Genomic DNA, 19,805 nt, shown 5'->3' with positions numbered 1-19,805 from the left:
ATCATTATTAGCCGGCGGGGGGATGGTTGCCGGGCTCGAAACGCATCTTACGTTGATGAAATTTATTATTGCTCTATTGGATCTAGAAGTAAAGCCAGTAGTAAAGCCCGTGCAGATCCCCTCGCCTATGGCACCACAGTAGCACGGCTGGCCCGACTCTGCAGCACACTATCTTGGAGTAAGATGCCAACTACTTATCAGCGGTGAAAGAGAACAAGAAATGACGACCCAAATGCGCTCCATCGTGCAAAACATGCCGAAGGCGGAATTGCACATCCACATTGAAGGCTCGCTTGAGCCGGAACTGATTTTCGCGCTGGCCGAACGCAATGGCGTCAAGCTGGCCTACCCGTCGGTGGAAGCACTGCGCGCGGCATATGCCTTCAGCAACCTGCAATCCTTCCTTGACATCTACTACGCCGGCGCCAGCGTGCTGCTGAAAGAGCAGGATTTTTATGACATGACCATGGCTTACCTGCAGCGCGCCAAGGCCGATCATGTACGCCATGCCGAAATTTTCTTCGACCCCCAGACCCATACGGCGCGCGGCGTGCCGATTGGCGATGTGATTAATGGTATCCATCGCGCTTGCACCGAAGGACCAATCAGCGCGAAGCTGATCCTGTGCTTCCTGCGCCACCTGAGCGAAGAAGACGCGATCGCCACACTGGAAGCGGCGCTGCCGTACCGCGAACAATTCATCGGCGTCGGCCTCGATTCTTCCGAAGTCGGCCACCCACCGGAGAAGTTCACCCGTGTGTTCGCACGCGCCCGCGACCTCGGACTGCACCTGGTGGCGCACGCCGGCGAAGAGGGGCCGCCAGCTTATATCGAAACGGCGGTCGACCTGCTCAAGGTGGAGCGCATCGACCACGGCGTACGCTGCCTGGAAGATCGCGCCTTGACTCGGCGCCTGGCCACGCTGCGCATGCCGCTGACCGTTTGCCCGCTGTCCAACACCAAGCTGCGCGTGTTCGACCAGATGAAGGACCATAACCTGCTGGCGCTGCTCGACGCGGGCCTGGTGGCGATGGTGAACTCGGACGACCCGGCGTACTTCGGCGGCTATATGAACGATAACTTCGTCGCCGTATTCGACGCGCTGCCGCTTGGCCTGGCCCATGCGCATCAGCTGGCGCGCAACAGCTTCGAAGCAGCCTTCCTGCCCGCGGAGGAAAAACAGAAGTTCCTGGACGAAGTCGATACCTATTTCTCTGCATTTAACGTGGTCTGACAATCAATGTTTCAACAAGCCCTGAGGATGACGGCGCGCGACTGGCGCGCCGGGCAGTTGCGCTTCCTGCTGGTAGCGCTGGTTGTGGCAGTGGCGGCGCTGTCGGCCGCCGGATTCTTCATCGATCGCCTGCGCAGCGGACTGAATCGCGATGCGCACCAGTTGCTGGGCGCCGACCTGGTGATCGTCGCCGACAACCCGGTGCCCGACGCCTGGCGCAAAGAAGCGCTGCGGCGCGGCCTGCTGGTGACCGATACGCTGGCCTTCCCCAGCATGGCGCAGGCAGGGCAGGGCGATGCCGCCCGCTCCGTGCTGGTGACGCTGAAAGCCGTCGGCCCGGGCTATCCGCTGCGCGGCCGTGTCAAGGTCAATACCGACATCGCGCAAGCGAACGAAAGCATCGGCACTCCGGCACCGGCCACGCCTGAACCGGGCACGGTCTGGATCGACCCGGCGCTGGCGACTTCGCTCGAGGTCGCAGTCGGCGGCACGGTGCAACTGGGGGACAAGCAGTTCCGCGTAACGCAGCTGATTGCCGCGGAACCGGATCGCGGCGGCGGTTTCATCAACTTTGCCCCGCGCGTTTTCCTTGCCTTGTCCGATATGCCGGCGACCAACCTGGTGCAAGAGGGATCGCGCGTCGGCTATCGGCTGTTGGTGGCCGGTCCCGGCGCCAGCTCCAGGGCGACGCAGGAATATGGCGAATGGCTGAAAACCTTGATCAAGAGCGACAATGTGCGCGGCGTGCGCCTCGAATCGCTGGAAGAGGGGCGCCCGGAAATGAGCGCCACCCTCGATCGCGCCGACCGCTTCCTGTCGCTGGTTGGCTTGCTCTCGGCCATGCTGGCAGCCGTCGCGGTGGCGATGGCTGCACGCCGCTTCATGCAGCGGCATCTCGATTCCTGCGCCATGCTGCGCTGCCTGGGGCTGACGCAGCACCAGGTGACCTTGATCTACCTCGTCGAATTCCTGCTGGTCGGGCTGGCGGGCAGCCTGCTCGGCGTCCTGGTCGGCTTTGGCGCCCACTACGTTCTGCTGCAGCTGCTTGGCAGCCTTGTCGCTACCGACATCCCGGCGCCGACCATCCTGCCGGCGCTGCAGGGCCTCGCCACCGGCATGATCCTGTTGGCCGGCTTCGCGCTGCCGCCGATCCTGCAGTTGCGCAACGTGCCGCACAACCGCGTGATTCGCCGCGAAGCCGCCGCGCCGAAGCCTGCCGCCCTGGCCACCTACGGGCTTGGCATCGCCGCTTTCGGCGCGCTGCTGTTGTGGCAATCGAATGACGTCAAGCTCGCCGGCGTGACCGGTGGCGGCTTCCTGCTTGGTTTCGCATTGTTTGCCCTGGTGGGCTGGCTCGGCTTGCAGGCCCTGCGTCCGCTGCGCAATGCTTTCCCGCACCAGTCATGGCGTTTTGCGGTGACCTCCCTGCGCCGCCGGCCCGGCGCCACGGTAGTGCAGGTGGTATCGCTGTCGCTTGGGCTGATGGCGTTGTTGCTGTTGACCGTCGTGCGCGGCGACTTGATGTCGGCCTGGCGCAATACCATGCCGCCTGATGCGCCGAACCGCTTCATCATCAACATCCAGCCAGACCAGAAGGACGCCATCGCTGCGCGCCTGAAGGCAGCCGGAGTGAAGGATGTGCCGATGTTCCCCATGATCCGCGGCCGCCTGGTGGCGGTGAACGACAAGGCGATCACCAGCGAGACCTACACCGACGAACGGGCGAAAGGACTGGCCGAACGCGAATTCAACCTGTCGACGATGACGGAACTGCCGGCGCAGAACCAGGTCACCTCCGGCAAATGGGCGATGGGCGGCACGGCGGGCGAAGCGTCGGTCGAGGAGGGCATCGCCAAGACGCTGGGCCTGAAGCTGGGCGACACGATGCGCTTCGATATCGCCGGCTCGCCGGTGCAAGCGAAGATCACCAGCCTGCGCAAGCTCGAATGGGGATCGATGCGGGTGAATTTTTTCGTCATCATCAACCCGGCAGTGATGGCCGACACGCCGCAAACCTGGATTACCTCGTACCACCTGCCGAAGAATGCCCTGGCCGCCGGCAACGCGCTGTCGCGCGAATTCCCCAACCTGACCATCATCGACGTAGGCGGCATCCTGCGCCAGGTGCAATCGGTGCTGGACCAGGTGATCCAGGCGGTGGAGTTCCTGTTTGCCTTCACCCTGCTATCCGGCGTGCTGGTGCTTTATGCCGCGCTGATGGGCTCCCAGGACGAACGCCGACGCGAAGCCGGCCTGCTGCGCGCCCTCGGCGCCACGCGCCGCCAGCTCTCGCAAGCGCAACTGATCGAGTTCATGCTGGTCGGCGGCCTGGGAGGCCTGCTGGGCGCCACCGGCGCCGGTCTGATGGGATGGGGCCTGGCAACCTACCAGTTCAAGTTCGCCTGGACCTTCAGCCCCTGGGTCTGGCTGGCAGGCCTGCTGGCAGGCGCTATCTGCGCCGTGATCGGCGGCTGGCTCGGCCTGCGCAACGTCCTGAACCACCCGCCGCTGCAAACGCTGCGCGAGGCATAAGGCTGGGTCCGTGTCACACCCTGGGGTCACACCCGAAGTGTGACACGGCCTGGACCGTTACGCTGCGAGTGGCGGGGTATGCTGGCGCAGGAATTCCGCGTACGGGGTGGGCTGGATATCGAGCAGCGTCGGTTCGACCTCGAACAGGGCCCAGTAGTAGGTTTCCAGGCCCTTGCACACCTGCGGCGCCTTGCAGTAGCGGTGCCAGTGCTGGCCCACTTCGTCGGAATACATGCCGTCGGGCGGGAAGAAGGGCAGCATGCGCTTTTCTTCCAGCGCTTCCACCAGCGATTGCGGGGCGCCGCTGTCACGGGCCATTTCCACCTGCGATTCGTAGCCGCGTTCGGTTTCCACCACCATCAGCTGCGCCGAACCGTCGGCCTTGAAGAACAGGATGCCGCTCGGGCTTGGGAAAGGGTAGTGCTCGACGAAGCCGTGTTCCTGGTACAGCTGCTGCACGACCTTGGCCAGCGCACCGCAGCGCAGGAAGCTGAATTCGTGCAGCACCAGCATATCCAGCAGAGTCTCCGACTGCTCCTGGAAAAACGCCTTCTGCAGCGCAGCCACTTCCTCCTCCAGCCGGTCCAGCGCATCGTCTGCGCTTTTCTTGATATAGCGGTCGATCAGGCCACGGTTAAAGGCATCGACCGCGATCTTTTCATCGGCCTGGCCGGTGAACAGGATCTTCTTGCAGGGCAGGTGCTGGATCGCCTGGCAAAACGCCACGCCATTCATCTGCGGCATTGAGTAATCGACCACCAGCACCGATGGAATGGAAAAACGCTGGCGTTGGGCGGAAATCCGGTAGATCTGCTCCAGGTCCACCGCCACATTGCGCTGCTCCGCCGACTGGTTCGGATTGTCGAAATCGACCTGCAGCGGCAGTTCGCTGCTGCGGGCATTGACCTTGAACCATTCCAGCGCCTGCAGCGGGTCGTGGAAGCACACGCTGGCCTGCATCGGATCGAGCTGGAATACCAGGCTGTGAAGGAAGGTATCGCTGTCGTCAACCAGGACGGTCATGGTTGGGTGGGCGTAAACGGGCAGTTTCATGGTTCAACGGCTTGCTTGTAAGGGAAATTCAAGCACAAAGATAGCATATGCGTGCTCGCGGGAGACACAATGTAGTTTCGCTTCCCACGCTTGCATCACCTGGCGGCACAGTGCCAGGCCAATGCCGGCGCCATTATGCTCCGGATAAGTGAAGAAACGCTGGAAAATCAGCGGCAGATGGTGCGGTGCAATACCGCAGCCCGTATCGATCACCAGGACGCGTGGCACCGGCCGGCAACCATCGATCACGATCCTGACCCGCCCCTTGCCGGCGCGCTGCACTGCCTGCATGGCATTGCGCAGGAGGTTCAGCAGCAGCATGATGGCCAGCTCGTTCTGCCCACCGAAGCGGAAATCGCTGCGGACCTGCAGCGCGACCAGCTGGCGCTGGGCCTCGCCGGTAAAGGGATAGCGGCGCAGCGCAGATTCAACGGTATCGAGCATGGACACGGTTTCGTGCGGGTCCAGCTTCTGCCGCACCGCCTGTGCACTAAGCAGGAACAGGTCGATCATATGATTCATATGGCGCACTTCGTACTGCATGCGGCCCAATGCCTGGCGCACTGCCGGATTATCCTGCCCCGCGCGCTGCTGCATGCGCGACAGGCCGCGCACATTGGCGTCCAGGCTGGCCAGCGGGGTACGCATCTCGTGCGCCACAGCGCCCAGTCCTTCGCCCAGCCCTTCCAGCTTTTCTTCTTCCAGCGCCTTGCGGCTTTGCGAGAACACCCACATCCAGCCGACCAGGAACAGCTGCACCGGCAGCAATTGCAGCACCGCCGCCGAGGCGATGACCTCGCCGGCCCCCAACGCTATCGCCAGCAGCACGGCGGCGCAAATGCCGATCGCGCCGGCGCGCAATGCGAGACGGACTTCGAAATGGAACAGCGCAACCAGCATCACCAGCATCACCTGCGACCAGGTGACGTTGGCGTGATTCATCAGGAACATGAAGGTGCAGAAGAAGGGCAGCTCGTAAGTCACCAGCACCAGGGTGTAGCGGTCGCGCAGTCGCGCCGGCAGGCGTCGCGCCAACAGGCCGCCAAGTCCAAGCGCGGTACCGACGGCGCGCGCCATCAGGTTTTCATACGGCTGCGGCACCAGCCAGCCGAAAATCGCGTAATACAGCGGAAAGCAGGTGATTCCGAGCCAGCTCAGGGCGGCGAGGCGCAGGTCGGCGATTTCCCCTGCACTGCGGGCGCGCAGGCGGGTTCGGATAAGGCGTCGGATCATCTGGCAATCATGGCGGTTTGTTGGCGCTTTTTGCGTGAAATTAGCACTATGCTTGATCCACATCAATACGTCCATGCGCTATCATTGCTTTATGAATGATGAAGCACGCACCCTTTACGAAGTCATCGGCGGAGAAACCAAGCTGCGCGAGATGGTTGACCGTTTTTACGACCTGATGGAGCTGGAGCCCGAGTTCGCCGGCATCCGCGCCATGCACCCGCCCAGCACCGACGGCTCGCGCGACAAGCTGTTCTGGTTCCTCAGCGGCTGGATGGGCGGCCCGGACCTGTTCATCGAACGCTTCGGCCACCCGCGCCTGCGCGCGCGCCACCTGCCGTTCGCTGTCGGTTCGAGTGAACGCGACCAGTGGCTGCGCTGCATGGCGTGGGCGATGCAGGACGTCGGCATCGCGCAAGATTTGCGGCTGCGGCTGATGGAGTCGTTCTACCAGACCGCCGACTGGATGCGGAACAAGGCCGATTGATGGAATTGACCATCCTGCTGGCGCTGGCCGCCGTCATCATCGTCCTGCAAATTGTTACGCTGCTGCGCAGCCGCGGCAGCGATGTCGCCGACCAACTGGACCGGGTCGAACGTGAAGTGCGCCTGCAGCTTCAGGCCACGGCACAGGCCCAGCGCCAGGAAATGGGCAATATCCTTGCGCAGTCGCACGCAGCGACAGTCCAGCAGCTTGAAACGATGCGCCGTCAGATCGAGGTGCTGACCGAATCGAACACACGCCGCCTGCTCGAAGTGCGTGTGGCACTGGAAACCAGGATGCGCGAGCTGCAGGCCGACAACGGTGCGCGGCTGGAAGAGATGCGCAAGACTGTTGATGAAAAGCTGCACGAGACCCTGGAAACCCGCCTGACCGAATCGTTCCGCCAGGTGTCCGAACGCCTGGAGCGCGTGCACCAGGGCCTGGGCGAAATGCAGCAGTTGGCACTTGGCGTCGGCGACCTGAAACGCGTGCTGACCAATGTGAAAACGCGCGGTACCTGGGGTGAAGTGCAGCTCGAGATGCTGCTCGAACAGATCCTCACGCCGGATCAATACGCCAAGAACGTCGAGACCATCCCGGGCTCCAACGCCCGCGTGGAATTCGCGCTCAAGCTGCCCGGCCAGAGAGAGGGCGGGGCGCCGGTGTGGATGCCGATCGACGCCAAGTTCCCGAAAGAGCAATACGAACGCCTGCTGGAAGCGGCCGACCGCGCCGATGCCGACGCTGTAGCCGCCGCCGGCCGTGAACTGGAACGCGCCGTGCGTGCTGAAGCGAAAACCATCGCCGAGAAATACGTTTCGCCGCCGCTGACCACCGACTTCGCCATCCTGTTCCTGCCGACCGAAGGCCTGTATGCAGAAGTGATGCGCCGCCCCGGCCTGGCCGACGAACTGCAACGCGTGAACCGCGTCAGCATCGCCGGCCCGTCCACCCTGACCGCGCTGCTGAACAGCCTGCAAATGGGCTTCCGCACGCTGGCGCTGGAAAAACGCTCATCCGAAGTCTGGCAAGTGCTGGGCGCCGTGAAGACCGAGTTTGCCAAGTTCGGCGACGTCCTGGCCGCGACCAAGACCACTCTCGAACGCGCGGCCCGCAACATCGAAAACGCAGAGGTGCGCAGCCGCCAGATGGCCCGCAAATTGAAGTCGGTTGAAGCGCTTCCGTCGGAAGAAGCCTTGCTCATGCTGGGGGCAGCCGACAACAGCGACGCAGATGACGGCCCAACCTGACCGATGGAGCTCGCCGCCCGCCTCGCGCTAACATTGCTGCTGCCGGCATCGGCCAGCGCGTGGGCAGGTGAATTGGAACTTCCTGCCGCAAAAAACACACTGCGGCTGCAACTTGACTTAGCCCCGACGCGTGACAGCTTCGGGCGCTCGCTAACCGCGCCGCCGCACCACCAGACAGCGGTCGCCCGGGCCATGGATGAAGCATGGAAAAAGGATGCCACAGAAGCCAACCTGAAGGCATGGTCTGAAGTCCTGGTCAAGTGCCAGCAGGCCACCAACCCCGCCTGGACTACAGCGCTAATGCGCAGCGAGCCGCAGCAGGCCCATTGTTACCGCTATTGAGCGGGCCAGGTCACTGGATCTCAACCCGATGTGCATGTGTAAAACACGAGTGTCAGGCCGCGCTCGTGCGCAAATCGAAAGACGATCAGCAATGCCGCAAACGCGGTAAACATAAATGACAATGCGTCGCGAAAGTCTTCTTCCTCATCATGACCAGGACATCTGAAAACTACCGCCCGCCTATGATTTCGTAGGCCTCTTCCCAAGTCGATATTCCGTTATCGTAAAGCTTGATTTCTTCGGTCGAAAAACTAAATCTCGAGTACAGAAGGTCCCAGTCGATGGGCTTCGCGAGCAACAAATGATAGCCTTCCTTATCTACGTTCCAGCCTCGCCCCACGATGGCGTTGCCATGCTCGACCAGCACCGCGACGACGGCGTCGAAGCTTACCTTCGATCCATCGACCAAGCGAGTCATCAGATCAGTCCTTCGAAGACGATTACGTCGACCTGATCGCCCTCGGCCACATTGCCTTGCTCGTCGTGCAGCACCACCATGCAGTTCGCTTCCGCCATCGAGCGCAGGATGCCCGAGCCTTGCGAGCCGGTGATGCGCACTTCACGGGTGCCGTCCAGTGCGGTGGACAGGATGCCGCGCTGGTATTCGGTACGGCCGGGCTTTTTGCGGATCGCCTGTGCAGAACGTACGCGCAGCAGTTGATCCCCAGCGGAGTCGGCGCCCATCATGCGCAGCAGGGCGTGGCGGGCGAAGAAGTAGAAGGTAACCATCACGGCCACCGGATTGCCCGGCAGGCCAAACAGATAGGCGCTGTGGCCGTTGGAGCGGATGCGGCCGAACGCCATCGGCCGCCCGGGCCGCATGCCGATCTTCCAGAAATGCACATCGCCCAGCGTGGCCATGACCTGCTTGGTGTAATCCGCCGCGCCTACCGATACGCCGCCGGATGTGACCACGGCGTCGGCACATTCACAGGCAGTGCGCAAGGCTTCTTCGAGCGATGCTGCATCATCCTTCACGATGCCCATGTCGACGATGTCGCAGCCAAGGCGTTGCAGCATGCCAAACAGGGTGTAGCGGTTGCTGTCGTATACGCAGCCTTCCGCCAGCGGTTCGCCGATCGAGCGCAGCTCGTCGCCGGTGGAGAAGAAGGCCACGCGCAGGCGCCGCTGGACCGGCACTTCGGCCAGGCCCAGCGAGGCAACCAGGCCCAGGTCAGCCGGGCGCAATACTTTGCCTTTGCGAAGTGCGGGAGTGCCGGCTGCAAGGTCTTCGCCTTTGAATCGGCGATTGTCGCCAGTGCGCACGGTGTTCGGCGCGATTGTGACGGCGACGTCGCTCAAGTCTGCGGCCAGCTCCTGCGGCAGCACGGTGTCGCAGCCTTCCGGCATGACGCCGCCGGTCATGATGCGCACGCACTCGCCGGGGCCGGGCTTCAGCGCCGAAGGGCGGCCGGCGTAGGCTGTTCCGATCACCTTCAGCGTGGTGTTGCCGTCGGCTTTGAGCTGCGCGCCGGCAAACGCGAATCCGTCCATCGCGGAGTTGTCGTGCGCGGGAACGTTGATCGGCGAGATCACGTCGGCAGCGAGCACGCGGTCCAGGGCGCTGCGCAGCGCGACCTTTTCGATGCCGCGCACGGGCTGGATGAATTCACGGATGATGCGCTGTGCATTCCGCACAGGCAGGGCGTCGGGATCGTAGCCGGACAGGCAGCTCGCCACATCTTTCAGTGAAGGGTTGGCGGCAGCTTCTTCTTCGTTCTGCAGCTCGGTCAACGTGTTGATATTGCGGAAGGCGGCGGCCTCGTTGAACAGCACCTCGGCCACCTTGATCGATTTGTACCAGCCATCCATCTTGCGTGAGCCGGTCTGCAGGTAGTCGTCCAGCGCCGGCAGGGCGCTTTTGCGCACCAGGCAAAATACCGGATGCAGTTGCGTGCGCGTCTTGCCGTCTTCGTCGGTTTCCAACGTCGATGCCACGGCGAGGTCGGCGCCTTGCGCGTTCAGCGCGTCGTACAGCCGCTGTGCCAGGTCGGGCGGCAGGAAAGGGGAGTCGCAGGGCGCTGTCAGCAGCAGGTCCGTCGTGCAATGGCGCAGGCCGGTCTGCAGTCCGGCCAGCGGGCCCTCATAGCCTTCCAGTTCATCCGGCAGCACCTCCACGCCGAGCGCGCCGTAGGCGCCAAGATTGCGGTTGGCGTTGATGGCAACACCGGCCACTTGCGGCGCAAGCCGCTGCAGCACATGGGAGGCAAGCGTGCCGCCGCGGAATGGCTGCAAGCCTTTGTCCACGCGGCCCATGCGGGTGCCGCGGCCACCTGCCAGGATCAATCCACTGATGTTTTGTTCCATCGCCAGCTTAGCCCCCGATATATGACATTTCGACTTTGCGGTCGGCGCCCAGCGCCAGGCCTTCGGTATTGATGGTACGCAGTTCCGAATAGCGGTCGGCCCGAACGCGCCACAGCGCAGCGATGGCGGATGAGATTTCTGCGTCACTGCGGCCTTCGCGCAGCAGTGCGCGCAAGTCGTGGCCGCGCGATGCGAACAGGCAGGTGTACAGCTTGCCCTCGGTCGACAGGCGGGCACGCGAACAATCCTTGCAAAAAGCGTGCGTCACGCTGGAGATTACGCCGACTTCGCCTGCGCCATCGACGTAGCGCCAGCGTTCGGCCGTTTCGCCGGTATAGTTCGGATCGACCGGTACCAAAGGCATTTCGGCCCCGATCATGCGCACCACTTCGCCCGATGGCACCACGTCGTGCATATTCCAGCCGTTGGACGTGCCGACGTCCATGAATTCAATGAAGCGCAGGATGGAAGGCGAGCCTTTGAAGTGGCGCGCCATCGGCAGGATTTCCTGTTCGTTCATGCCGCGCTTGACCACCATGTTTACCTTGACAGGACCAAGGCCGACGCTGTGCGCCACGTCGATTCCGTGCAGCACATCCTCTACTGCGAAGTCGACATCGTTCATGCGCTTGAAAGTGGCGTCGTCCAACGCGTCGAGCGAGACGGTGACGCGTTGCAGGCCGGCGTCTTTCAGCGATTGCGCTTTGCGCGCCAACAGCGAGCCGTTGGTGGTCAGGGTCAGGTCGAGCGGCCTGCCGCTCACCGTGCGCAGTTCGGCCAGCATGGCGACCAGTCGTTCCAGGTCCTTGCGCAAGAGCGGCTCGCCGCCGGTCAGGCGGATCTTCTCGACCCCGTGCTCGACGAACAGGCGCGCAATACGCGTGATCTCCTCAAACGTGAGCAGGGCATTGTGCGGCAGGTACTGGTAGTCCTTGTCGAACACTTCCTTCGGCATGCAGTAGACGCAGCGGAAATTGCAGCGGTCGGTGATGGAAATGCGCAAGTCGTGCAGCGGACGGGCGAACCTGTCCTGAAGGCGGCCGGTGGGCGCCTCTAACGTTGCAGGGATGGCCGGCGCCTGGCTGCGGCCATCGTTCAGGAGGATGATTTTTTCGGTCATGCTGGGTGCGTGGTTACACCCGGTACGATAGCACGATGCCAGCAATCGCACAGGCCAGCAATACGCGGATTGTTCCTTGCTTGTACTGCATTAAGGCTATGGCCGCGGTAGCGGCGATGGCGACGGCCGGCCACTCCCAGCGGCCGGCTGGATGGAACACGTGGATGCCGAAAAATAGTGCCAGGCTGGCAATTACTCCCACCACGGCGGCAGAAATTGCGGTCAGCGGGGCGGTCATGCGGATATTGCCGCGCGTTGATTCGACCAGCGGGCCGCCGGCCAGGATGAAGACGAAGGAAGGCACGAAGGTAAACCAGGCAGCGACCGTGGCGCCCAGCACGCCTGCCAGGACAGGGTGGCCGGCAACGGCTTCCTGCGTCCAGGCGCCGACGAAGCCGACGAACGCCACCACCATGATCAGAGGGCCGGGCGTGGTTTCTCCCAAGGCCAGGCCATCGACCATCTGGGCAGGTGTCAGCCAGTGGAAGTGCTCGACACCGCCCTGGTAGACATAGGGCAGGACAGCATAGGCTCCGCCAAAGGTCATCATGGCGGCTTTGGTGAAGAACCAGGCCATCTGCGCCAGCGGCTTGTCGATGCCGAACAGCCATGCTAGCAGCAGCCAGCCGCCAGCCATCAATACGATGCCGGCTGCGGCGACGCGGGCCAGTCCGGTCCAGCTGAAGCGCGCGTGCTGCGGCGTTGGCGTGTCATCGTCGATCAGGGCGGGAGGGTGGACCGCCTGCGTGGCGGCAGGGCCGTGCGCGGCGCCGCCCAGGGCAAACAGTTCAGGACGAAGCCGGCCGCCGGCCCAGCCCAGCAGGGCAGCCGCGCCGACAATCGCCGGGAATGGCAGCTTGATGAAGCTGATGGCGACGAAGGCAGCCAGTGCGATGGCCATCAAGGGGCGGTTGCGCAGTGTGCGCTTGCCGATGCGCCATGCGGCAGCCAGCACAATGGCGACTACAGCGGGCTTCATGCCGTACAGGATGCCGGCGACGGCGGGCAGGCTGCCGTAAGCCATGTAGGCACAGGACAGGCCAATCAGCAGTAGCAGCGAGGGGAGTACAAACAGTACGCCGGCAATGATGCCGCCCAGTGTGCGGTGCATCAGCCAGCCGATGTAGATGGCGAGCTGCGTGGCTTCCGGGCCGGGCAGGAGCATGCAGTAATTCAGTGCGTGCAGGAAGCGGTGTTCGGAAATCCAGCGCCGGCGCTCAACCAGTTCAGTGTGCATCAGGGCGATCTGTCCGGCCGGGCCGCCGAAGCTGATGAAGCCCAGCTTGAGCCAATACAGGAATGCTTCCCACAATGGGACATGAAAAAGGGAAGCACCTGGCTTCCCTTTTTCGTCTGCGAAAGGCCGGTTAGCCATTCGCCTTGGTTTCAACCTGCACCAGCGGCTCGCTGGCAACCGGTGGCAGCGGCTTGCGCTCGCGTGGCACGCGGATCGGTTGGGTGGTCGCGGCGGCGGCAGCAGCTTCCTGCGCCGCGCGTGCCTTGGCCGGGTCGGTCACTGCCATCGACAGGCCGGCGGCAGCCAGCATGGCATCGACGTCTGCCTTGGCAGCGGCCGGCACAGGTGCTGCCGGGGCAGGAACTGGCGCTGGTGCTGGCGCTGGCGCAACTGGGGCCGGTGCCGGAGCGGCGGCGACTGGCGCTGCCTCGGCTGGAGCTGGCGTTGCGGCAGGAGCTGGCTCGACGACGTCGGCAGCAACTTCTTCGGCAGTTGCCGGTTCGGTTGTGGCCGGAGCGGCTTCAGCGAAAGGCAGCACGCCTTGTGGCGATGCTGGGGCGCTGACGACAGGCTCCGCTGCGACTGGCTCAGCGGCTGCTGGAGCAGCGACTGGCAAGTCCACGGCGACTGGCTCGACTGGCTCGACTGGCGCGACAGCTACCGGTGCAGGCTCGACTGGCGCAGCTACTACAGGGGCCACGGCAACTGGTTCAGCAAGCGCTGGCGCCTCGACAGCCGTGGCTGCAGCAGCTTGCGCAGCAGCGCCTTCGGCAGCGGCAGCGCTCGCAGCTTCAGTGGATGTCTGCTCTGCGGCGACAGCAGCCGGGGCAGCAACTGGGGCCGGCACAGCTTCGGTAGCGGCCGCGGCCGCCACTGGAACAGCTTCGCCTTCAGCCGGCGCAACGGTGAACGTTGCCTCGGTCGCGCCTTCCGCATCTTCCACGCCCTCAGCGCCTTCACGCTCACGACGGTTACGGTTGCGGCCACCACGGCGGCGGCGGCGGCGTGGCTCGTCGCCGCCTTCCGCGCCTTCATGCTCTTCCCCCTCTGGTCCGGTGTTGCCCACTGCCTTCACCAGTACTGGAGTCTCAGGTGCAGCGGTGCCGGTGCCAACTGGACCGACGCCTGCTGCTGCCAGTGCCAATTCCTCTGCCTTGGCTTCTGCTGGAGCGGCTTTCTCGGCGCGCGGCTCGCGTGGCTGGCGAGGCTGGCGCGGTTCACGTGGCTCACGCTGCTCGCGTGGTTCGCGCTCGGCACGCTGGCCTTGGGCCTGGGCCGCCTCGGCGCCTTCGCGCTGCTCGCGTGGTTCACGCGGCTGGCGTGGCTCACGCGCTTCACGTGGCTCGCGCTGTTCGCGCGGCTTGCGGGCTTCTGCAGCCGGTTTCGCTTCCTCGGCGCCTGGACGGGTGCCTGGTTCGCGGTCTTCGCGCTCGCCGCGGCCGCCTTTGCCGCCACGGTTACGGCCACGCTGGCCGCGATCCTTGCGATCGCCGCGTTCTGCGTTGGCTGGCGCCTTGGTGACGATGACTGGCGCTTTCGGCTGCACTGGCTCTTCCTTCTCACCACCGGTGAAGAAGGCGATCAGCTTGGCGAAGAAGCCCTTTTCAGCCGGGGCTGGAGCAGCCGCGCGTGGAGCGGCGGCGGCTGGCTTGGCAGCTTCCGGCTTATGTTCCACCATGGGAGCTGGTTGCTCTGGGGTAATGGTCTTGACGACGGCTTCCTGACGCGGCTTGGCTTCTTCCTTGTGGCGCTTGGAGAACGACATGTCGGTCTCGGCAGCTTCGGCCATGGTGTAGGAAGCAGCGTGGTCTTCCAGGCGTGGATCGTCGTGCTTGATGCGTTCCAGCTTGTAGTGCGGGGTTTCCAGGTGCTTGTTCGGGATCAGGATCACGGTGATGCGGTGACGGGTCTCGATCTTCAGCACTTCGCCGCGCTTTTCGTTCAGCAGGAAGGCAGCCACGTCGACTGGCACCTGGACGTGGATGGCGGCCGAATTTTCCTTCATCGCCTCTTCCTGGATGATGCGCAGCACCTGCAGGGCGGACGATTCGGTATCGCGGATGTGGCCGGTGCCCGAGCAGCGCGGGCAGGTCACGTGCGAGCCTTCCGACAGGGAAGGACGCAGGCGCTGGCGCGACAGTTCCATCAGGCCGAAGCGGGAAATCTTGCCCATCTGGACACGTGCACGGTCGTGGTGCAGGGCGTCTTTCAGGCGTTGTTCGACTTCGCGCTGGTTCTTCGCCACTTCCATGTCGATGAAGTCGATCACGATCAGGCCGCCCAGGTCGCGCAGGCGCAGCTGGCGGGCCACTTCGTCGGCGGCTTCGCAGTTGGTGTGGAAGGCGGTGGTTTCGATGTCCGAACCGCGGGTGGCGCGGGCCGAGTTGACGTCGATGGAGACCAGGGCTTCAGTGTGGTCGATCACGATGGCGCCACCCGATGGCAGCGGAACCGTGCGCGAGTACGCGGTTTCGATCTGGTGTTCGATCTGGAAGCGGGAGAACAGCGGCACGTCGTCGCTGTAGCGCTTCACGCGGTGCACCATGTCCGGCATCACGTGCGACATGAACTGGTGCGCCTGTTCGTAGATCTCGTCGGTGTCGATCAGGATCTCGCCGATATCAGGCTGGAAGTAGTCGCGAATGGCGCGGATCACCAGGGACGATTCCTGGTAGATCAGGAACGCGCCGGAGGCTGCCTTGGAGGCGCCTTCGATGGCGCGCCACAGTTGCATCAGGTAGTTCAAGTCCCACTGCAGCTCTTCCACGGTACGGCCGATGCCGGCGGTACGGGCGATCACCGACATGCCTTGTGGCAAGTCCAGCTTGTCCATGGTTTCGCGCAGTTCCTGGCGCTCTTCGCCTTCCACCCGGCGGGAAACACCACCGCCACGAGGGTTGTTCGGCATCAGGACCAGGTAGCGGCCAGCCAGCGAAATAAAGGAGGTCAGTGCCGCGCCTTTATTGCCGCGTTCTTCCTTTTCCACCTGCACCATGATTTCCTGGCCCTCGCGCAGCGCTTCCTTGACGGATGCATTGCGCACGTCGACGCCTTCGCGGAAATAGGAACGGGCAACTTCTTTAAAGGGGAGGAAGCCGTGGCGGTCTTCGCCGTAGCTGACGAAGCAAGCTTCGAGGGAGGGTTCGATTCGAGTGATGACGCCTTTGTAGATATTGGACTTGCGCTGCTCTCGTCCGGCGGTCTCGATGTCGATATCGATCAATTTTTGACCGTCGACAATTGCTACGCGCAACTCCTCTTGCTGCGTAGCATTAAACAACATGCGTTTCATTTTTATTAACTCCGCGACCCTTGGGCCATGTCAAAGCCGTCTCCGTGGAGACGGCGAAGTACAAGGATATACGCGTGAATTAAGGAGGCTGTAGGGGGAAATGCCTCGTCATGCGGCGCAGCTGCGCGAGGCGCTGCCGCCGCATTGGGCGCATGAAGCCGATCGTCATGCCGAGTTTGCGCACTGCGTGCAACATCATCCAACGGCCCGAGCGTTGCCGGGTGGCGGGAGAATGCAGGCGTGCGCACATCGTCGGGCCAGGGCATCTTGTATGGTACCTTGGCGAAACGGCAAGCGTTATCCACTTCATCAACCAGCGAGCAACGACTGTAGTGCTTGCTCGCCGGACTTATCCTAACAATCCAGCCAGTCTAATTCAGCACACGAGCGCTCGAGCCGATGGCAACAGTGGTTGCGACCCTGATCGGCGCACGAATGTGCGTATACAATTTTTTCTACCGAATTTGCGTTTGGCGAGGCCAGTAGATACGCCCCTGTGTAAAATGTACGTTTAATTCTTTACACATGCAGCAGATTAAACCGCGGCATAACGATTATATATTCAAAATGAAGGACTTAGAGAGAAATTCTGGGAAGCCGGCGCAAAACAAGTCGCAAAAAGCCGATTCCGCTTCCCCCCAACAGGTCCTGCCGCAAGCACAATTCGTCACAATCACTGAAGAAGAGGCCGGTCAGCGGATCGATAACTACCTGTTGCGTGTTTGCAAAGGTGTGCCGAAGAGCCACGTCTATCGTATCCTGCGCTCGGGTGAAGTGCGGGTTAACAAGGGCCGCATCGACCAGTTGTACCGACTGAACGCGGGCGACCTGGTGCGCATTCCGCCGATTCGTATTGCTGAAAAGCAAGAGATGTCCGTTCCGGCCGCCGAATTCGACGTCATTTTTGAAGACGCCAACCTGTTGGTGATCAACAAACCTTGCGGCGTTGCCGTCCATGGCGGTTCTGGCGTGTCATTTGGCGTCATCGAGCAGTTGCGCGCAGCCCGCCCGGACGCCAAGTTCTTGGAACTGGTGCACCGCCTCGACCGGGAAACCTCCGGCCTGCTGCTGATCGCCAAGAAGCGTACTGCCCTGACCAACCTGCATGACCAGATGCGCGACGGACTGACCGACAAGCGCTACCTGGCCCTGGCGGTGGGCGACTGGAAGAACAAGCGCCAGCACGTAAAGTTGGCATTACATAAATACACGCTTCCGGACGGCGAGCGCCGCGTGCGCGTGCAAGCCGACGGCCAGGCCTCGCATACCGTGTTCAGCCTGCTGCAGAAATTCGACGGTTTTGCGCTGCTGGAAGCCGAGCTGAAGACCGGCCGCACCCACCAGATTCGCGTTCATCTGCAATCTTCGGGCTTTCCGATTGCAGGTGACGATAAATACGGCGATTTTGCACTGAACAAGGCGCTGCAAAAGGCCACCGAAACGCGTGGCGCGCTGAAACGCATGTTCCTGCATGCCCACCAGATCACGTTTACGCACCCGGAGACGGGCAAGCCTATGACCTTGAATGCGCCTTTGGCCGCCGAATGCCAGCGATTCTTGGTAAGCTTGGGGAAACCATTGAATTGAGAAAAAAATAATGCCGCGCAAGCAATTTGACCTGATCGTCTTCGATTGGGATGGCACGCTCATGGATAGCACCGCAACCATCGTGAAGTGCATCCAGGCTGCCGCCAAGGACCTGGGCCTGCCTATCCCGAGCAGGGAACAGTCCGCCCACGTGATCGGCCTGGGCATGGGAGAGGCCATGCAGGTCGCCATGCCGAACCTCGACCCGAAGATTTATCCGCGCGTGATGGAGCGCTACCGCTATCACTACCTGGCGAAGGACCACGAGTTGACACTGTTCGATGGCGTGCACGACATGTTGCAGGACTTGTCGCAGCAGGGCTATTTTCTTGCTGTGGCGACCGGCAAGAGCCGAGTCGGCCTGAATCGTTCCCTGAACGCCGCTGGACTGTTGTCGACTTTCGATGCCACGCGCTGCGCCGACGAGACTTTCTCCAAGCCGCATCCGGCCATGCTGCAGGAACTGACCCGCGAACTGGGCCAGGATTTGCGCAGGACCGTGATGATTGGCGACACCACACATGACCTGATGATGGCGCAAAATGCGGGTTCGTCCGGCATCGCCGTCGAATATGGCGCCCATCCGTTGGAACAACTGGCTGCCTGCAACCCGGTGTATTCGGCGCGGACTGTGCCGCAATTGCACCAATGGCTGAATGAAAACGCTTGATGGATGCTGACATCTTGGTTTGCGCTGCCGAGGCTCTGCTGGAAGGCGGCAAGGGCATCCGTTTCCCCTTGCGCGCCGGTGGCGAAGACACTACCGGCTTCGTGGTGCGCTATGGCGGCAAGGTCTATGCTTACCTGAACCGTTGCGCCCACGTGCCGATCGAGCTGGACTGGGCTGAGGGCGAGTTCTTTGAATCGAGCGGCCTCTATATCATGTGTTCCACACACGGCGCCATTTATATGCCTGAGAATGGCCAATGTGCCGGCGGCCCATGCCGCGGCGGTCGACTGCGCCCGATTGCCGTGATTGAGCGCGACGAAAACATTTACTGGCAGCCTGACGATTACGTGCGCCCACGACCATGAGTGATATCAACGACAACAATAACACCCAGCCAGCGCCCTCGGCCGAGAATCCTCCGATCAAGTGGGAGCGGGAAGTGCTGGAAAAGCTTGTGTTCGCTACACTGAAGGAGCAGCGCGCCAATCGCCGCTGGAGCATTTTCTTCAAGGTGTCGACACTGGCGATCATTTTCTTCGCCCTGGCCAGCTACTTCGGCGTTAACCTGATGGGCGGCGATGCCGAGGCCCTGGGCCGCCATACCGCCCTGATCGAAATCGAAGGCAGTATCGAGTCTGAAGGCAGCGGTGCTGCTGACGTGGTGATTCCCGCGCTGAACAAAGCCTTCTCGGATAGCGGCTCGGTGGCCATCGTCCTGCACATCAACAGCCCGGGCGGCAGCGCGGTCCAGGCCGGCATGATCGTGGACGAGATCCGCCGCCTGCGCCACGGCTACCCGCAAAAGCCGCTATACGTGGTGGTCGATGAAATCTGCGCCTCGGGCGGCTATTACATCGCCTCGGCCGCCGATCGCATCTACGTCAACAAGGCCAGCATCATTGGCTCGATTGGGGTGCTGATGGATGGCTTCGGCTTCACTGGCACCATGGAAAAGCTGGGCGTGGAACGCCGCCTGCTCACCGCTGGCGAAAACAAGGGTTTCATGGACCCGTTCAGCCCCCAGTCGGACAAGCAGAAGCAGCATGCGCAGACCATGCTCAAGGAAATCCATGCACAATTCATCGACGTGGTGCGTACCGGCCGCGGCAAGCGCCTGAAGGAAACCCCCGACATGTTCTCCGGCCTGTACTGGACTGGCGCGCGTGCCATCGACATGGGACTGGCCGATGACCTGGGTAGCGTCGACAGCGTGGCGCGCGACATCGTGAAAGCGGAAGACATTGTCGACTACACCCAGCATGAAAACCTGCCAGAGCGCGTGCTGAAGAAGTTTGGCGCAGCAGTTGGTTATGGCGCCATCAAGGCCGCCGCCGATGCTGCCAAGCCGAGCTTGCGCTGAAACTTGGCTCAGCAGTCAACATTGGCATTTTTGCTTGCCATTTCCCCGACGTGGACTATATTGACGGTGTAGTTCGATTCAAGGGGAGGGCGATTAGCAATCAATTC

The 19,805-nt window shown here is 62.5% G+C and carries 16 protein-coding genes; 9 read left to right on the top strand and 7 right to left on the bottom strand.

Going from position 1 to position 19,805, the window contains the following annotated elements; all coding sequences use genetic code 11:
* The first annotated feature begins 220 nt into the window (after positions 1 to 220).
* Both ACN9MZ_RS23590 and ACN9MZ_RS23585 read left to right on the top strand, forming a co-directional pair.
* Positions 221 to 1,234 (top strand): adenosine deaminase, encoded by a 1,014-nt coding sequence (locus ACN9MZ_RS23590; protein WP_426339291.1) that lies wholly within the window; start codon positions 221 to 223, stop codon positions 1,232 to 1,234.
* Between the two features lie 6 nt (positions 1,235 to 1,240).
* Entirely contained in the window at positions 1,241 to 3,766 is a 2,526-nt protein-coding gene (locus ACN9MZ_RS23585) for an ABC transporter permease (RefSeq protein ID WP_426339290.1), read from the top strand.
* Positions 3,767 to 3,823: 57 nt separating this feature from the next.
* Here the strand turns inward: ACN9MZ_RS23585 and ACN9MZ_RS23580 are convergent, their stop codons facing one another.
* Together ACN9MZ_RS23580 and ACN9MZ_RS23575 are read right to left on the bottom strand one after the other, a co-directional pair.
* On the bottom strand, positions 3,824 to 4,819 hold the full coding sequence (locus ACN9MZ_RS23580; protein ID WP_426339289.1) for a response regulator: 996 nt from the start codon (positions 4,817 to 4,819) through the stop codon (positions 3,824 to 3,826).
* 3 nt (positions 4,820 to 4,822) lie between these two features.
* Positions 4,823 to 6,052, bottom strand: coding sequence for a sensor histidine kinase (locus ACN9MZ_RS23575; protein WP_426339288.1), 1,230 nt, complete (start codon positions 6,050 to 6,052; stop codon positions 4,823 to 4,825).
* Between the two features lie 91 nt (positions 6,053 to 6,143).
* Here ACN9MZ_RS23575 and ACN9MZ_RS23570 point away from each other — a divergent pair, with 91 nt between their 5' ends.
* Genes ACN9MZ_RS23570 through ACN9MZ_RS23560 form a run of 3 tightly spaced genes read left to right on the top strand, consistent with a single transcriptional unit; the run spans position 6,144 to position 8,125 of the window.
* Complete coding sequence (locus ACN9MZ_RS23570; protein WP_426339287.1) at positions 6,144 to 6,536, top strand: group II truncated hemoglobin; 393 nt, start codon at positions 6,144 to 6,146, stop codon at positions 6,534 to 6,536.
* A complete protein-coding gene (locus tag ACN9MZ_RS23565; RefSeq protein WP_426339286.1) occupies positions 6,536 to 7,783 on the top strand; it encodes a DNA recombination protein RmuC in 1,248 nt (415 codons plus the stop codon). Before ACN9MZ_RS23570 ends, ACN9MZ_RS23565 begins: the two co-directional genes overlap by 1 nt.
* Before the next feature lie 3 nt (positions 7,784 to 7,786).
* Positions 7,787 to 8,125 carry a hypothetical protein gene (locus ACN9MZ_RS23560; RefSeq protein WP_426339285.1) on the top strand — a complete coding sequence of 113 codons (339 nt, stop codon included), beginning with the start codon at positions 7,787 to 7,789 and terminating at the stop codon, positions 8,123 to 8,125.
* A gap of 169 nt (positions 8,126 to 8,294) precedes the next feature.
* Here the strand turns inward: ACN9MZ_RS23560 and ACN9MZ_RS23555 are convergent, their stop codons facing one another.
* From ACN9MZ_RS23555 to ACN9MZ_RS23535, 5 genes are read right to left on the bottom strand one after another with little or no spacing between them, the layout of a single operon-like run.
* A complete protein-coding gene (locus ACN9MZ_RS23555; RefSeq protein ID WP_426339284.1) occupies positions 8,295 to 8,543 on the bottom strand; it encodes a hypothetical protein in 249 nt (82 codons plus the stop codon).
* Positions 8,543 to 10,432 (bottom strand): gephyrin-like molybdotransferase Glp, encoded by a 1,890-nt coding sequence (gene glp, locus ACN9MZ_RS23550; protein ID WP_426339283.1) that lies wholly within the window; start codon positions 10,430 to 10,432, stop codon positions 8,543 to 8,545. The genes ACN9MZ_RS23555 and glp overlap by 1 nt, the downstream gene beginning before the upstream one ends.
* Positions 10,433 to 10,439: 7 nt before the next feature.
* Complete coding sequence (gene moaA, locus ACN9MZ_RS23545; protein ID WP_426339282.1) at positions 10,440 to 11,552, bottom strand: GTP 3',8-cyclase MoaA; 1,113 nt, start codon at positions 11,550 to 11,552, stop codon at positions 10,440 to 10,442.
* Between the two features lie 13 nt (positions 11,553 to 11,565).
* Positions 11,566 to 12,927, bottom strand: coding sequence for a chromate efflux transporter (gene chrA / locus ACN9MZ_RS23540; protein WP_426339281.1), 1,362 nt, complete (start codon positions 12,925 to 12,927; stop codon positions 11,566 to 11,568).
* Positions 12,920 to 16,081: an Rne/Rng family ribonuclease gene (locus tag ACN9MZ_RS23535; RefSeq protein ID WP_426339280.1), complete on the bottom strand. Its 3,162-nt coding sequence runs from the start codon at positions 16,079 to 16,081 to the stop codon at positions 12,920 to 12,922. Before ACN9MZ_RS23535 ends, chrA begins: the two co-directional genes overlap by 8 nt.
* Before the next feature lie 567 nt (positions 16,082 to 16,648).
* On the opposite strand from ACN9MZ_RS23535, the gene ACN9MZ_RS23530 reads away from it, so the two are divergent.
* Genes ACN9MZ_RS23530 through ACN9MZ_RS23515 form a run of 4 tightly spaced genes read left to right on the top strand, consistent with a single transcriptional unit; the run spans position 16,649 to position 19,698 of the window.
* Positions 16,649 to 17,668, top strand: a complete 1,020-nt coding sequence (locus tag ACN9MZ_RS23530; protein WP_426342951.1) for an RluA family pseudouridine synthase — start codon at positions 16,649 to 16,651, stop codon at positions 17,666 to 17,668.
* Positions 17,669 to 17,678: 10 nt separating this feature from the next.
* A complete protein-coding gene (locus ACN9MZ_RS23525; protein WP_426339279.1) occupies positions 17,679 to 18,338 on the top strand; it encodes an HAD-IIIA family hydrolase in 660 nt (219 codons plus the stop codon).
* Positions 18,338 to 18,703: a Rieske (2Fe-2S) protein gene (locus tag ACN9MZ_RS23520; RefSeq protein ID WP_426339278.1), complete on the top strand. Its 366-nt coding sequence runs from the start codon at positions 18,338 to 18,340 to the stop codon at positions 18,701 to 18,703. Before ACN9MZ_RS23525 ends, ACN9MZ_RS23520 begins: the two co-directional genes overlap by 1 nt.
* Positions 18,700 to 19,698, top strand: a complete 999-nt coding sequence (locus ACN9MZ_RS23515; protein WP_426339277.1) for a S49 family peptidase — start codon at positions 18,700 to 18,702, stop codon at positions 19,696 to 19,698. The genes ACN9MZ_RS23520 and ACN9MZ_RS23515 overlap by 4 nt, the downstream gene beginning before the upstream one ends.
* Positions 19,699 to 19,805 lie beyond the last annotated feature (107 nt).

The organism is Pseudoduganella sp. S-14, from assembly GCF_049913285.1.
Lineage (GTDB): Bacteria > Pseudomonadota > Gammaproteobacteria > Burkholderiales > Burkholderiaceae_D > Rugamonas.
Note: the sequence above shows the minus strand (reverse complement) of the source record. Positions and strands in the feature narration are given on the sequence as shown.